A 15,665-nucleotide genomic window follows, 5' to 3' on the forward strand; every position below is an offset into this window, starting at 1 on the left:
CAAGGCTTCGAAAATGTTGTAAACCACAGAACGCACTGATGTGACCATTTATTTGCTTTCAGGGGGACGGAATCCGTGCTCTATCTGTTGATACTTCGGAACTTTAAATTTCGCACTCCCCGACTCTGGTGCAGGCCTCTTCAGAAGTTTGATAACGCTCGCACCGTATCAGACGCCCCCCGCTCCGTCTCAACTGACTTGCGGCCATCAGCACGACTCTTTCGAGTAGAGTTCAGCCTACCCATCATCTGCTGGATGCTCACAATGGCCAATGCATCCAATTGTTTGGCGAACGCCGAAGCACCGGTTAGAGCGTCCGAGATGCGAGTGGTTGCCGATTTAGTCTGCACGGTCGCTGCCGATGATTCGCTTGCCCATGACGCTTTCTCGATGACGACGGACAGCGAAGGTCGCCCGGTCGTTTCCGGTCCCGGATATATTCGAACGCTGATTGATAAAGAAGGCGACGGTCGCTATGACAGCGCAGTCACTTGGGTATCGGTTCAACAAGGCGCACAGGGGATGTGGCGGGAAGGCAACATTCTATACTATGTAACCGACGGCGCACTCTGGCGCTCGATCGACAGTAATAATGATTTACGCGGCGATGGCAGGCCGGAATCAGTGCTAAAGTTGCCCACTGGTGGCGAACACGATGCTCACGCTATCCGTCGCGGTCCAGATGGTTACTGGTATTTGACAACTGGCAACTTCTCCAACGCTCAAGTACAACCGCTGCTAAATGACGCCGCATCGCCCGTCTTGGAACCCAAGGCCGGTATGATCTTGCGGATCAGCCCCGATTTTAAAACTCGCTCGGTCTGGGCTCATGGTCTGCGAAACACTTACGATTTCGACTTTTTACCTAACGGCGAATTGGTCACGTATGATAGTGACGAAGAGCGAGAATCGTCCTTGCCAGCGTATAAACCCACTCGAGTTCTGGTTATGAGTCCTGGCAGCGATGCTGGCTGGGTCTCGCCCGCATGGACCGACGACGATGTCCGACTCACGATGCCGCTTAATCTTGCAAGCCTTGGCCGAGGTTCTCCGACCGGTGTTTGCGTGTACCAGCATGATGCACTGGGCGATCGGTTTCGCAATGCCGTTATTGCGCTTGACTGGACATTCGGCCGCGTCATCGCCATATTCCCTGAAACGACAGCATCACCTGCAGATGCTTCCAAACGTACAGTTCGCACGAATGGACAATGCAAGTGGGAAGTGATCCTGGAGCCGAGCGGGACGGCAGGTTTTGCTCCGACGGATGTTTGTGTTACGAAAGAAGGCGATCTCTTGGTCGTTACAGGTGGACGAGGAACGAACGGAACGATCTACCGACTTTCTAAGCGTTCGAGTCTTGATACAGCAACATCGACGATACGGAATTCTGACGAACATTTGATCACCCAAGCTGTGTCGACCAACACTGGAGATTCAAATCGACAAACAGCCGTCGCCGATGAACAAAACTCTGACAATCGGCTCGTCACCATCGCTTCCAGCATTCAGTTTACTTCTACGTCGGACGCAGCATCGTCCGAATCGATATCGACTGAAACGGCAAACAAGCTGCGTACCGTTTTGACTCAGCCATGCCCCTGGGAAGCATGGTCGCTCGCACAGTGGCTACCCAACATCGATGCAGAAACGACCCCCTCTTTGATGGATGTATTATCTGGTGAGCTTGAAATTACGGGGATTCCACCGGAGTCGCCGATTGCTTCAAGTGACTTGCGAATGCGTGCCGCGCAACTTTTGGTATACACTCGGACGATAGTTCCTGCGGCCAAACTGATACCGGCTAGCCAAGACGAAAACGATACCACCCGAGCGGCTGCATGGTACGCCCTCGGGCGGGGACAAATCGATGGAACGCAACAAGAAATCGAAGCGATCTATCAAGCTTCAATAGGCCAATCGGCTGCTAAACTCACCGCTGTTTCCTCCAACTGGGCGACTGCGTTAGGATGTTATGCGCAGCGTGCTCGCTGGGAGGCGCTCGGCTTGCGCCAGTGGATTTGTACGCCCACTCAGGAAATTGTCGAGCTTGATGTCCAAGCGGAACGCTCCTTGAAACAGCTTGAAGTCTGGGCCTATGCTCGCCAAACTAACGCGTCATCCAAAAATCCCCCCGAATTCTCACGTGATCTTGCGCGGGCAATCTATGAGAAAAGCCAGAGCGACTATCGGCAAGGCTTGAAGATCGATGCTGAAGCTTTTGACCGCTTGGCTCAGTCAATTCGCAGCGGAAAACACAAATCCGATCCTGTCGAAATTCTAGCGGCCCTGTGCTTTGCCCAGACCAGCCTCTCCGACTCGAGGCAGTCGATTCCTTCTGATCGAAATCCTGAGAACGCCTCGATTCTAGATGGATATATGAGCCAGCGATTTAAGTTGATTGATCCAGCTCTGCGTGCCGGTTGGAGCGCGTATTGTCTGAATGCTGCGGAGTTTTCACGTCAAAGTGGTTGGCCGACAATCGAAGCAGAAGCCATACGGACTGTCGCGTCGTTTCATCCGGACGCATCGAATATTCTCGATCGCTTGTTGGCGCAGATCGATCTTGAAACTCATCCTACTGCTGATGTTAATGTTTTGTGCGTGATTGCTGCTTGTGGTTTCAAGCCAACTCCAAATCAGAGCCTGAAGATCGCTCAAGCGTATGCAGGCGTTCATGAAAAGATTGCTGCTCGTGACTTACCGACCGATACACGCTGGTCAACTCGCCAACAACAACTGCTTGAAGCGCTCTCGGGTTCTGATTCGCGTTTTGTGCCAAGCCTAATTTCAAATCTCGGCACCACGGCATCCGTTTCACTTGACTGGGTAAGCTGGCTTCCGTTGGCCCAACAACGTGAGGCGGCCACCGCTGTCACCAAACAAATGCTCGCCTCCGAGCCCCAGCAGTGGACCACTAGCCAAGTCAAGATTGCGGGCCGATTTTCAATCGCACCTGAGCTTGCAAATCAAATGCGAATGATCGCGATGAACGTAATTGACAGTCCCGTGCAAGACAAAACGGATCAAACGACCTCTCGCCAGCGATTTGATTCCGACACCGCGATCGTGCTTGAAATTCTGGCAAAAACTCCAACAACCGCCGACTACAACGTCCTTCTAAACGCAACAGCCAGCTCGGAAAGATTGCTTCGGCAATTCGGTTGGTCAGGCCTTCGAAAACTACCGATCGGAAATGCTGAATCTGAATTCAACGTAATTGCATTGCTCGCCGCCGCCAACCATAGCTCTCCGATCGAAGGCGTGGACCTTAATCAGTTAGCCGGACGATTGCGGAACGTTGCCACTCAACTCAAAATCAGCAACGTCCCCAGCGCTCGCGATCCGTGGACCACATGGGCCGCTTTCTTCAACAACAGTCTGAAAGGCGAAGCAGTTCTCGCACAATGGGAAGAACTCAATAGACCACCCGCCGCCTGGATTGATTTAGTCAAAGCCTCTCAATCGCGCAGTGGCGATTCTAATCGTGGCGCAGCGCTCTTCCAGCGAGGCCAGTGCGTGCAGTGCCACAATAGCGCCCAGGCGGTTGGCCCGAGTCTTACAGGGTCGACGCGACGATTCTCTTATGAAGATTTGTTTCGTGCAATCTATGAACCGGACCGCGATATTTCAGACCGATTCCGTGCAACTAAAGTCTTGACCACCAACGGAGATGTATTCGTTGGAATGATTGAAGAGGAGTCAGAGGAACTTCTCAAGCTTAAGCTTGCCGATGGAACGACGCGAGAAATTAAGGCAGTAGATATCGATGAGAAAGCCGAATCGGAAACGTCGCTGATGCCAGCCAACCTGCTACAAGGTTGGACCAGTGATCAGTTGTCAGACCTGTATGCTCATCTCAAAGAGCTAAAATAGCCAGCCAATTACTCGACTGCGGTGGCCTTCATTTTGTAGATCGCAAAGTGCTTGCCGTCGGGATAAACGTAGGTCTGAGTATCAAGATTGAACTTGCCGGTCACCGTGACCACCCGCACGGAGAAATCGGTTGTTTTACCTTCGTCCATTTCGACAATCACACAATCGTAGATGGCCGCACCTGGTCCGAAACAGCATTCTTGATTGTCCCGTACCAGCACGAACTGCTTGATTCCCTTTTGTTGAAAAACTGAAGTAGGTAGGATATAGCCGCGCAACTTGATGTTCTTCTTATCAAGCTCCTTGATATCCGGCGTTAGCATTTCCTCTTCGAATTTCCCATCCTTCTCGATGTCGAATGCCAAGTCGTCAAAAGTGATGTCACTTTTGCTGCGAACCTTCTTGTCGACAACCGCAGAAGCGTCGCTCGTTTTCTTAACGGGCTTTTCCGCTGCAGCTTTCTCACTAGATGGACTGCTCGAGCTCGACGAATTTTCAGCTATGGCAAATCGCTCTGCTGCGACGGCCCCGGACAGTGCAAGGCTTAAGGTTAGTAACCGCATTTTCTTTGAGAAACGCATCTTGATCTCTTTCGGATAAGTGCCGGTATGAACAGTGTTGGCAGTTCGACTACTAACGAACAAAGCGCATACCAAAACTATCCTAGCAGCGCAAGACTACCGAAGCGAGGTTTCTTTTTCCCGCAACAGGCTCGCTGAGCCTGATAGCATTTCCTTTTTCGCGGGAATAGCTGCCTGAGATATGCTTGGCTGATCAGAACCGCTGGCAGGAATCGTCAGTTTCGCCGGCTGTGTTTTACCGTCGTTAGTCTGGAGATTGCTCCCTTCTTTTGCCGCCTGCTGCAATGCATCAACAACCATGCCCTTTAGCAAAACGTCTTTAAGCACAATCGGGGCGGAATTAAGCCCTGCAGGATAGATTGCTAACACTGGTATCGAATTGCTGTTCAGTTGCTGAAGTTTTCGGGCAATCATCTCGTTGCGATCCGACCAATCTGCGATCATTGGCACGACATTGTACGTTTTAATCGCGTCAGCAACTTCTTGAGTTTCAATGGCTTGAATCAAGTTCACCTGGCATGTGGTACACCACGAAGCTGTAAAATCGATCATGACCGGTTGGCCACTGGCGACGATTTGTTTTAGCTCGGTTTCGTTGTAGGGCTTCCAGTCAATCAGATGCTCTCGGGGCCCCAGGTAGGTAAACGAAAACCAGCCAGCAAGGACAGAGACAGCGATAGCCGCCCCCCAAGCTTTCACCTTGGAATCTATTTCCGCATACATTGGCACTTTACCAATTAGCCAACAACCAAACCCAACAAAGACTAAGAGCGACAGCACCGCAATGCGGTAATCTGCTTCGACGGTGGTCATAAACCAGACGACTGAAAGTAACAAAGGGAAGGCCAAGACTTGCTTCAAAGTCTCCATCCACGCTCCTGGCTTGGGTAGGAACCGCAAGGTCTGTGGATACGCAGCAATCGCCAGATACGGCGACGCCATCCCGAGCCCAACACCCAAATACATCAGCAAAATAACCCAGGGCGGTTGTGTAAGTGACAGTGCAAAAACAGCCCCCAGAAATGGACCGCTGCATGGCGTGGCAACAATGGTCGTGATCACGCCCTTTGAAAATGCTCCCAACGCACCTTCCTTTTGCGAAAGGTCTACCGACTGGCCACTGGTCGCGAATCCAGGAATAGGAATTTCCCAAACGCCAAGGAAGCTGAGTGCCATCGCGAACAGCAAGACAATGATGCCGACCCGTAATCCGAAGACTTGGAACTGTTGCCCCCAACCAAGCGTTACACCATAAATCGTCTGCAGAAAGATGGTCGCGATTGCGAGAAGCATGAAGACAGCGATTAAGCCCGCTGAGTACCAGAGGTTTAAAGCCGAACTTCGCCGCATGTTGCCACCAGACTCACCGACGAAGCTCATGACTTTCAACCCGATGACCGGCAAAACGCAGGGCATGAAGTTTAAGATCAGCCCTCCCAACACCGCTAACGCAAAATAGCTGATTAATGGGATGAACGCCATTGTCTGGTAAGTTCTAGCCGGTACGCCGGTATCCCATGCACCGGATTGATGGGCCTGTTTGGCAACGTCATAGCTTACCGAAGTCAAGGCCAGGGGTTGCGGTTTGGCATCACCGCTAGCCCCTGCACCAACGTTCAATTCTCCCGTGAATCGCAAGGCAAGCGGTTGGTCGCAACTGTCTTCAGTACAAGCCTGATAACCGACCACGCCGGAGACTGGATACACGCCCTCGGGTTTGTCCGGATTGACTGTTAGAGGGATTGTCCACGTGACGGGGCCTATATGGTAAGTCGTCGAAAGTGAACCTTGAATAAGCTCTACCGTTACAGGCTGTGACGACGCCGTGGGTTGTTCAACCGACAGCGTACCCTTTTGAGTCAGCGCGACGAGTGTTCGTTGTTCGACTTCCGGATCATCTACCTGGACGGGATACAAGTGGTATCCTTCATCAGGTGTTCCGGTTATCTGGATTTCCGCAACCTCACCGGGTGCAACCACTGATTTATTCAATTGGACAGTCCAAGTGACGTGTCCCAATGGGTCGCGATAGGGTGCTCCCGATGGCTTTTCGACTGCATAGAAGCCGGTGAATTTGGCTTCGGCTTTCTCGCCGATTATTGGTATACACGCATTGCGACAGACTTGGCCATCGATCTTTAGCTGTATGGTCTGCTCTCCGTCTGTCACTTGTTGACTGAAAGTGATGGGGGCCGACCAGGTAACTTCGTTATAGAATTTCTCGACCCGGATCCCTTCGAACCCTTCCAGATCAAATGCTAATTTTGGATCGCGATCTGGAGTGAACGGACCTGTAATTGCGACGCCTGGTGTCTCGCTGGATATAAAAGTTGGCGTGGGACCTGATTTTGGTTGTGTCGTCGAAGAGATGTAATAGCCATCTTCCAGGACCGCTTTGACATGCAAGCGACCGCGCTGTCCAGCCTGCTCAACTTCGTAAGTCGCTTCGAACCGATAGGGGCTCGACAAGCTACTGGGCGAACCCAGACGAGGAAGAGCCGAGAAGCCTCCGCCCGAAGTACCACCAAGTTCCCCACCCAGCGACTTGCTGGGCTTCTGAGCGTAAAGAGAAGTCGCGGTCAGGCTACTGACGACCAGAATCGTTGCCGTCAGCCATAAAAAACGTCGTTGAATCATAGTTTATTCGTTTGCTATGTGAGCGAAGACCCGGCTAGCTCCACTGCTGGCCAGCCTCTGCATGCCAATCACCACTATGGCATCGAAACCCGTTGAACTTCTTGAAAATGGGTACGAGCGTTGATTTTGATTGCGCAGCCTACCATTAGCATCATTTCTGCAATCCCCCATTTTCAATCTTGAGATTGGAAACCATGCTAAACGCATTCGGACTTTTTGTCCTGTGCGATCCATCACCAATTGGCCGTAATCTCATTTTAGAGCTGCACAGCCGTACCGTTAATAGAAGCGACAATTTTAATGCAAGTCGTCGAAGGTAGCATCTACGATTTCCCCATCTACTACGACTTAGTCTTCGGATCGGATTGGTCCAGCGAATACCATTTTTTGAATGCTGCTATAGAAAAGCATGTGGATTGGGGCAAAAAGATGCCCGACCGCGCAAAAATACGACTTTTGGAGCCCGCTTGTGGCACGGGCCGCCTGCTTTTTCGTATGGCTAAATCTGGCTGCCATGCCGCTGGTCTGGACCTCAACGAAAAAGCTATCAAATATTGCAATAGCCGACTAAAGAAAAATAAACTGCCAGAAACTGGTTGGGTCGCCGATATGTGCGATTTTTCTGTCGACAACCCCTACGACGCCGCATTCAACACAATTAACTCTTTTCGCCATCTAAGCAGTGAGAAGGCCGCGATCGCACATTTTGAGAGCCTCGCAAACGCAGTCCGCCCCGGAGGCATCTACGCGCTAGGCCTCCACTTGACTCCTAACAAAGGTGAGCAAACCGAAGAAGAAAGTTGGTCAGCGCGGCGCGGACACTTGATGGTCAACACACAGATGTGGCCGCGCGACAAGGATCGCAAGAAACGCGTCGAACGTTACAATATGCGATTCGATATTTTTCAACCAAGTGGCCAGACCCGCATTGAAGATTGCTTGGTGTTGCGATCGTACACGGCCAAACAATTCCAGACGTTGATCAGCGCCTGCCCGTCTTGGCGAATAGAAGATACATACGATTTCCGGTACAGCATCCAAGACCCAATTGAAATCGACGACTGGACCGAGGATATCGTTTATATCCTCAAACGAATCTAAATTTATGCAATCCTTCTAGTAATGAACACCGACTGCCACTTAACCTGAAACTGTCACTTGCGGGGCCTGGTGGGTGGCCGACTAAAGCCGGCACAAAACTGCCGCCGAGTTAGCCGAAAATTTATTCAACGAACACCGATTAGTTACTGTAAAGGTTTGCGAACGACTTACCATGAGCGAAGATCGAGAACTTACAAAGGATCAGATTCTAGCCAGTCGCGATTCGGCGATTGAACAGATCAAGTTTGCACGAGAGTATTTGCTTGGGCTCTTGGAAAACGTTCCAGCGAGCGAGTGGTTCACGATTCCTGATGGTTGCGTATCCAACATCGCATGGCAAGTTGGACATCTGACTGTCGCGCAATATGGTTTGTTGCTTTTTCGACAGCGAGGTCGAGCAGAAAACGATACTCTTCTGATGCCGAGCCCCTTCCGCAAAAAGTTTGCGAAAGGAACTGACCCGGCGTCTATCGTGTCAACTACGATCTCCCAAGCCGAATTGCTTGCGGCAGCCAAGGCGATCTACGATGAATCCTTAACTGTTGTCGGTCAACTAGACGCCGCAACTCTTTGGGAACCTATTGATATGCCGTATGCTGGTTATGCGCGAAAACTGGGTGCGATCTTGTTCTGCCCGCTTCACGAAATGCTTCATGCTGGTCAAATCGGGACACTGCGACGTGCTTTGGGCCTGACGCCAGTACGGTGATACTTTCAAGAGCTTGGGTTCAACTGCGATGCATGAAATGTCACATGACGATATTGAACTTGCCAAGCGAAACATCTGCGAGATCGGCGCGCGACTTTATCAACGTGGATTCGTTGCTGGAAATGATGGCAACATAAGCTTACGCATTGGAGAAAACGCTGTCCTTTGTACGCCGACGATGCAATCTAAAGGGAGTCTCAACGCAGACGACATCGTAACCATCGATATGCAAGGAGAACGGATTTCTGGTACGAAGCGACGCAGCAGCGAAGCGTTGCTGCATCTGTCGATCTACCTAGGCCGGCCTGATATTCGCGCTGTCGTCCACTGCCACCCGCCTCATGCAACGGCCTTTGCCTTTACGCACACGGAATTACCACGAGGCATTTCGCCGGAAGTTGAAATGTTTCTGGGAGATGTGAGAATCACACCGTATGAAACCCCGGGAACTAGCGCATTCGCTACTTCGGTGCAACCCTATCTTCGACTAGCAAACGCCCTCATTTTAGCCAACCACGGAACCGTTAGTTATGCGGCCCAACTGGAGCATGCGTTTTGGTGGACCGAAGTGTTGGACGCCTACTGCAGGACGATCTTGTTGGCTCAGGGGCTTGGACCGCTGCAACCAATTGCCAACCATAAACTACAGGAACTCTATGTCGCACGCGAAGCCTGGGGGTTCGTGAAGGGACCACCAAGCGGAGACTAAACGTCGCTTTGAAGTTGTTGAACCCACTCACTCGGGCGTCGCAAGTATACATTCGACCACTACCCTGCTCCTTTTGGATTGCGGGACGCCGCGGTTACAAGAGTCTTGATCGACGGCAGTATGCACATGTTTAGTGCGAGGCGAAAAAAAACTGGTACGGCGGTGTTTCGTTCGTGTGTTCAGCTATAGAACTTCGCCCCGAACTAGATTCTATTGTGTCGCAATGAAGACCCGACGGAGGTGTTCTTCCATACGATAAGGATTCTTCCTGAACCGTTGTCCGTCTTTCGAGGATCCTTCTCCTTTGTACTCCTGCCTAACCCTATGCTAAAAAATCGACGTCTTGGACAGAGTGATCTTTACGTCAGCTCTATAGCTCTTGGTTTGTGGCCGATCGCCGGTATGACATCTTTGGGTGTTTCGGATAGTTCGAGTATCGCGACCATTCTCGCAGCGCTCGAAAGCGGTATCAACCATATCGACACAGCCTACAGTTACGGAATTGATGGCCGCAGCGACAGAATACTTCGCACCGCCCTCAACGGAGATTACTCTCGAGTTGTATTAGCGTCGAAAGTAGGAATGTATTATCTTCCTGATGGGACGCGACAACAGGATTCTCGTCCTGAAACGCTCACAAAGCACTGCGAAGAGATTTTGCAGCGGCTGGGTTGTCAGCAACTCGACTTGCTGTACCTGCACTGTGTGGATGGCACGACGCCTATTGAGGACAGCGCGGCGGCTTTAGCAGAGTTAGTCCGAGCGGGTAAAGTTCGGTACGTTGGTGTTTCCAATGTAGGCCCCGCAGACGTGGAGCGTTTTTCCAGTGTGATCCAGCCTTGTGCAGTCCAGTTACCGCTGAACATGTTACAGCAAGACACCTATCAAAGTTTTGTCCCGTACTTGGAAAAGCATGAGGTATCGTACGTCGCTTACTGGGCATTAATGAAGGGACTGCTAGCAGGCAAGATGCGCCGCAGCCATCGTTTTAATCCGGGCGACCGCCGGCTTACCTACGAAATCTACACAGGTGCTGCTTGGGAGAATGCCCAAGACTTGCTTGACAAACTACGACAGATTGCAAGCGAGAGTGGTTGGCAAGTTTCGCAGCTGGTGCTGGCCTGGACCGCTTCGCAGCCTTTTGTCGGCAGTGTACTTTGTGGCGCAAAAACAGCGGAACAAATCCGCGAGACAGCCGCCACAATTTCATCGCCGCCGACGCCTGAAGTTCTTGCGAGAGTTGAAGCCGCTCTTGCAGATCACACCAAGGCAAGTAAAACAGAGCCTTCGTCTGCAAGCGAGTAAGTGCTAGCGGGCACCGCTCTCAAAAAGCCCTCCAGCCATACACCATGACTTTTGCCGATTTGCTGCCCATCGCCTCACGGGTTCTCGGCGTTTTCTTGGTTATGTTTTCCGGTGCATTGGCAGTCTGGTTTGGCTGGTTGGACCGGCATGTCGACAAGTCGCTGGCGGCGCTGATTGCGAACGTTTTCTTCCCCGCATATTTCATGACGAAGATTGTCAGCGGTCCGCCTCTCGGATCGGTCAATGAGATTTGGTACCCTCCCTTTATTGGATTTGTAACGACCTGCACCGGCTTCTGTATTGCCTGGGCGGTTATCCGTACCATTGGGCCTTTCTTTGGCATTACTAGCCCAATTGTGCAGCGTACGTTTGCCTTAACAACAGGCATTGCGAACTACGGCTACATTCCATTGCCACTTTCTGAACAATTTTTTCCCGCTGCTTTTAACCCAACATTGGTTCATAACATAGGTGTCGACATTGCCCTCTGGAGTGTCGGTTTACTCGTGATCAGTGGAGAGTTCGGGCGCGGCCTAAAACGACTGGCAACGTCGCTACCTCTCTGGACGATGGCGATCGGACTTTTCCTGCAGCAGATGCAGTGGGGCGGCATTATTCCAAAACCGATCATGCAAGCCGCGGAACTGCTGGGCGTGTGTGCGATTCCGGCAGGACTGCTTTTGGGAGGGGCTATTATCGCCGAGCATCTTCCGACCGTCCAATGGCGACAGAAGGTGTCTATTTTGGGGCTGGCGACAATAGTCCGCATCGGGATTCTGCCAGTTCTATTCTTGGGGATGGCGCGATATTTGCCAATGACTCCTGCGTTAGACCAAGTGCTACTGTTGCAGGCAGCGATGCCGGTTGCAACTTTCCCGATTGTCATGACGCGACTTTACGGTGGTGACATCGACACATCCTTACGAATCGTACTAGGGACGTCCCTTATCGGACTGATTACGATTCCATTATGGATTACAATCGGTCGGATATTCCTGCAGATCGCTTAGATGACTCGTGAGCAGTAGCGTGGTTACCAATGGTTTGGTAGTTGGATCAGCGTAACTTTCCAAAATTCGATGAACAAACACGACTGGCTACGACGCGCGGGAATTATTGACTTGCCGAAAGGCGAAGCAATCTTGCATGGTCTAGCGGAGCTACCGTTTCCCGTTGGCTTTTTGGACAGTCTATGTGCAGCCCTGCCGGAACAGTTGCGATTGCTGAGCGATTCGTTGGGTTCGCTGAGCAGTTTATGTGACTTTCTGGCACAGCAATCACTCGACTCCGACCGAGTCTCATCGCTTGTAGAAAAGCGAGATGCTCTTCCCAGGTTGCTTCGCGCCTTGGATCTCGGGTCCGAGCCTCGTCAGTGGTTGATCACTGGGTCAGCAGTACTGGACTTTGAGGCCGCAGAATGTTCGGACGAAGACAAGTTCCAGGCTTTAAAGTGCTCTGTGGCATCGATCATCAATTCTGATCAGGGACGAAGTCAGCAACAGCGAGCCCTGCAACGAGTCCTACGCAGCCGTATCATCGATATCGCGATCGATCATTTCTGGCAGAACGTTCCAATTGAAGAGACGCTGCTTCGAATCTCGAACGCCGCTGAAGCTACCTTGCGGCCGCTCTTCCAGGCGTGTTTTGATCAGTTGGTTCGAAAGTTTGGTCAACCTTGTCGTGAGAACGATCTTCCCGCGTCAATCAGCCTTTTGGCGCTGGCGGAGCTTGGCGGCCAAGAGTTGTGTTTTGAGACTCCACTATCGTTGATGGTGGTTGCTAACTGTGATGGAAAAACAAACGCGTCGCGGTCGATCAGTAATCGGCAGTTCTTTGAAAGGTTTGCGCACGAGTTTGTCGATTCGTTAAACGGTGGAACGGCTGACAAGCCATTGTTCGTGGTTAAATGGATCGATGATTCGTCGGTTCAAGGAAACTTTGTCGTTCGCGATACCTTGAGCACGATTCGCAGCTACGAATCAACTGGACGCACGTGGCAGCGACAAGCTTTCATTCGGGCTCGACCTATCGCTGGAGATATGCTGGCCGGTCAGGCTTTTATACAAGCGCTGCAGTCATGGATTTATCGTCGCTACATTGTCGACGCAGACATCGCTGGGACGGCGATCTTAAAACGCAAAGTATTGCGACAGTTGCTTGGGAAAGATTTACTGCGGTGGGATCCTTCCGATCCTGAACAGGGAGTACAGTTGATCACGCGGACTGTGCAAATTCTGCAACTGACACATGGCTTTCAAGACGAAGCGCTTAGGACCCGCAATACGTTCGAAGCAATCACTCGCTTGGAAAGCGCGGCTTTGTTGAGCGAGTTTCACGCGGCAGCACTCTACGACAATCTACAGAAGCTTTCATCTCAGATGCTCGCCAGCCGGCTTGACCTGCGGCCAAGTAAAGAAGGACGATACCATCACCGCCGACAACAATCGGCTGCGTCGTTCGATATGGTAAAAAGTCACGCGTTTGACATTCTGCGAGCCAAAGACAAAGAGAATGACTATTGGCCAACCGAAGAATCGGACCTTGTGCTGGACCCCTCGCCACCACGTGCGTGGGTTGCCCACGTGTTGCGAAAGTACAAGCTGAGCGATCCACAGACTGCTTATGATCTGCTGAACGACATGAGCCAGGAAGAGGTGTCGATACTTTCTACCCGACGTTGCCGTCATCAGCTAGCAGCCATAGCGCCCTCGCTCCTCGAGGCAGTCGCGAAAACTCCAGCACCGATGACCACCTTACATAACCTCAATCGAATCACGCAATCAATTGGGGGCAAGCGTGTGCTATGGCAGTTGTTCGCCGAAAATCAAGCGACGATGAATGCCGTAGTAAAGCTGTGTGCTGCAAGTCCATACTTAACAAGCCAACTGACCCAGACGCCGGGGATGCTGGATGAGTTGATCGATTCGTTGCTGCTTGGACGACTACCTGCTCCGAAAGAGCTTCATGAAACTTATGCGAAATGGCATTTTGGAGAAGACAGCGACACCGCGATTGGCGAATTTAAGCGTTCGTTTCAATTGCGTATTGGTATCCGCGATCTTCTTAATAAATCTGACGTATGCGAAACGCAGCAAGCGCTCAGTGAAATTGCCGATACCATCGTGCAACAGACGATGCGCGATGCTTTTTCACCGCCGGTAATCGGGCAACGGGAAAAACCTCCTGCGCCAAAAGACCGATTCGCCTTATTTGCAATCGATCGTTATGGAGACCAACAACTTGGTTATCGCGATACTTTGACTATGTTATTGGTATACGAGAACACGACTCCCGTAAACTTTCATGAAAGCAGCCAGTTGCCGCAGCATCTGTTCGACCGACTCGGACAAACCTTATTGCAAAATATTCAGCGGCAATCAGCCGGCGAGAGACTGTACGACGCTTATTTGCGGTGGGGGCCAATGCAAGGCAAGTCTCATCTAGCCATCAACTTCGATGACCTTATCCAGGTCTTGAACAACGGCACTGCGTCCATTCAGGATAAGACCCAATTGGCATCGCTACGCGTGCTTGCCGGAGATGTTAAGTTTGGGAAGCACGTCGGCAAATGCGTAGCAAGCATTCTCAAGAAACAAGAATGGCAGGCGTATTCTCAAATGGTTTCAGCTCTGCTGACTCGCGTGGAGGAAGAAGATCGGCATACATTGGGCCACCTTCGAGATTTAGCTTTCGCAGTTTCGCACCTACTCGATTTTGATCCCGGCGGAAAAGCTGCTGAAGATACGCTTCGATCGCTGAAATCTGGTGGAGAGCTACATCGTGCCGACTTGGCATTACGTCGCTTGGACATGGCCTTCCAGTTATCGCGCAAGTCTAGTGATTCTGATTTACCACGCGACGATGAGGGACGCCGCCGACTGAACTATCTTCTCGGCCTTACGTGCTGGGATGACACGAACGAACGCTTGCGCTCGACCATTCACACCTACCGCCAGCACTGGGAAGTGATTGTGAATCGAAATTCATCAGCCATGATTGAAAGCTAAGCGGTTCGGTTCTTACCAGTTACTCAAATCTTCGCGTTGCCCCAGAACGCTTCTGGTCTGCAGCGTAAGCCTCGCGCTCGAAAGGGTTGCAGAGATATGCGTCTTTTCGCATGAGGAAAAGTGCGACGGATGCGATCACGTAGGCGGGAATGAAGAAGATTCCCCATCGTTCGTATTGTTTAACGTGGACCATCTCATGCGCATAGGTGCGTAAGGCTTCGTTGCGATCTTTTGCCAGCACGACATGCCCGAAAGTCATCGCTGCAGCTCCGCCGTGGATGGGAGCAAGCGACAGCAGCCGCTTGATCGGTCCATCATAACAAATCAGAATTGGTCCCAACCGTTCGAACCGCGCCCCCCAGAAACTGGCTATCCAGCCAAGCGAGAGTGCGAACAGCGTCCAAGGTGAAGCCCAGACGTAAGCAAAGAATCGAACGAGCTTTTTCAGGCGTGACGGTTGCCCCATGAGTCGCATCTTCTGTCCGAAACAGTCCTCGCAATTGTGTCGTTACCGCTACTGCGGCTTGATAATCCGAATCGATATCGAACTGTTTTAGTTGTTTATTTTTGCAGCGAGTCCGAACGAATGCGACTGCTCTGCGAAATGTCAGATGACATCATATCGTTACAACCGGAAAAGGCTGCGAGGAAATCTAGTTCTATTTTTCTTCGCTTCGGAAAGTGACTATATGATTCACGATATAGAAGTAATTGCAGCGAGCAAGTACCAAATAATCGGA

At 51.4% G+C, this 15,665-nt stretch carries 10 protein-coding genes; 7 read left to right on the top strand and 3 right to left on the bottom strand.

The features are described 5' to 3' along the window. Nucleotides 1-264 precede the first annotated feature (264 nt). On the top strand, nt 265-3,876 hold the full coding sequence (locus SH451x_RS24625; RefSeq protein ID WP_479359940.1) for a hypothetical protein: 3,612 nt from the start codon (nt 265-267) through the stop codon (nt 3,874-3,876). A gap of 8 nt (nt 3,877-3,884) precedes the next feature. Here SH451x_RS24625 and SH451x_RS24630 read toward each other — a convergent pair whose 3' ends face one another. Both SH451x_RS24630 and SH451x_RS24635 read right to left on the bottom strand, forming a co-directional pair. Next, on the bottom strand, nt 3,885-4,457 hold the full coding sequence (locus SH451x_RS24630; protein WP_479359941.1) for a DUF3299 domain-containing protein: 573 nt from the start codon (nt 4,455-4,457) through the stop codon (nt 3,885-3,887). Between the two features lie 96 nt (nt 4,458-4,553). Then, a complete protein-coding gene (locus SH451x_RS24635) occupies nt 4,554-7,094 on the bottom strand; it encodes a protein-disulfide reductase DsbD family protein (protein ID WP_479359943.1) in 2,541 nt (846 codons plus the stop codon). 300 nt (nt 7,095-7,394) lie between these two features. On the opposite strand from SH451x_RS24635, the gene SH451x_RS24640 reads away from it, so the two are divergent. From SH451x_RS24640 to glnE, 6 genes are all read left to right on the top strand, one after another. Next, nucleotides 7,395-8,195: a class I SAM-dependent methyltransferase gene (locus tag SH451x_RS24640; RefSeq protein WP_479359945.1), complete on the top strand. Its 801-nt coding sequence runs from the start codon at nt 7,395-7,397 to the stop codon at nt 8,193-8,195. Between the two features lie 172 nt (nt 8,196-8,367). Continuing rightward, the gene (locus SH451x_RS24645) at nt 8,368-8,904 is read left to right on the top strand and encodes a DinB family protein (RefSeq protein WP_479359946.1); all 537 of its coding nucleotides are present in this window, start codon (nt 8,368-8,370) and stop codon (nt 8,902-8,904) included. A gap of 37 nt (nt 8,905-8,941) precedes the next feature. After that, a complete protein-coding gene (locus SH451x_RS24650) occupies nt 8,942-9,613 on the top strand; it encodes a class II aldolase/adducin family protein (RefSeq protein ID WP_479359948.1) in 672 nt (223 codons plus the stop codon). A gap of 324 nt (nt 9,614-9,937) precedes the next feature. Beyond that, nucleotides 9,938-10,918 (top strand): aldo/keto reductase, encoded by a 981-nt coding sequence (locus SH451x_RS24655; RefSeq protein WP_479359950.1) that lies wholly within the window; start codon nt 9,938-9,940, stop codon nt 10,916-10,918. Between the two features lie 44 nt (nt 10,919-10,962). Then, nucleotides 10,963-11,928, top strand: coding sequence for an AEC family transporter (locus tag SH451x_RS24660; protein WP_479359951.1), 966 nt, complete (start codon nt 10,963-10,965; stop codon nt 11,926-11,928). 69 nt (nt 11,929-11,997) lie between these two features. Beyond that, a complete protein-coding gene (glnE, locus tag SH451x_RS24665) occupies nt 11,998-14,925 on the top strand; it encodes a GlnE family protein (protein WP_479359953.1) in 2,928 nt (975 codons plus the stop codon). 19 nt (nt 14,926-14,944) lie between these two features. Here glnE and SH451x_RS24670 read toward each other — a convergent pair whose 3' ends face one another. Next, on the bottom strand, nt 14,945-15,391 hold the full coding sequence (locus tag SH451x_RS24670) for an eCIS core domain-containing protein (RefSeq protein ID WP_479359954.1): 447 nt from the start codon (nt 15,389-15,391) through the stop codon (nt 14,945-14,947). Between the last annotated feature and the right edge of the window lie 274 nt (nt 15,392-15,665).

The sequence above is a fragment of the Njordella aestuarii genome, assembly GCF_056494165.1.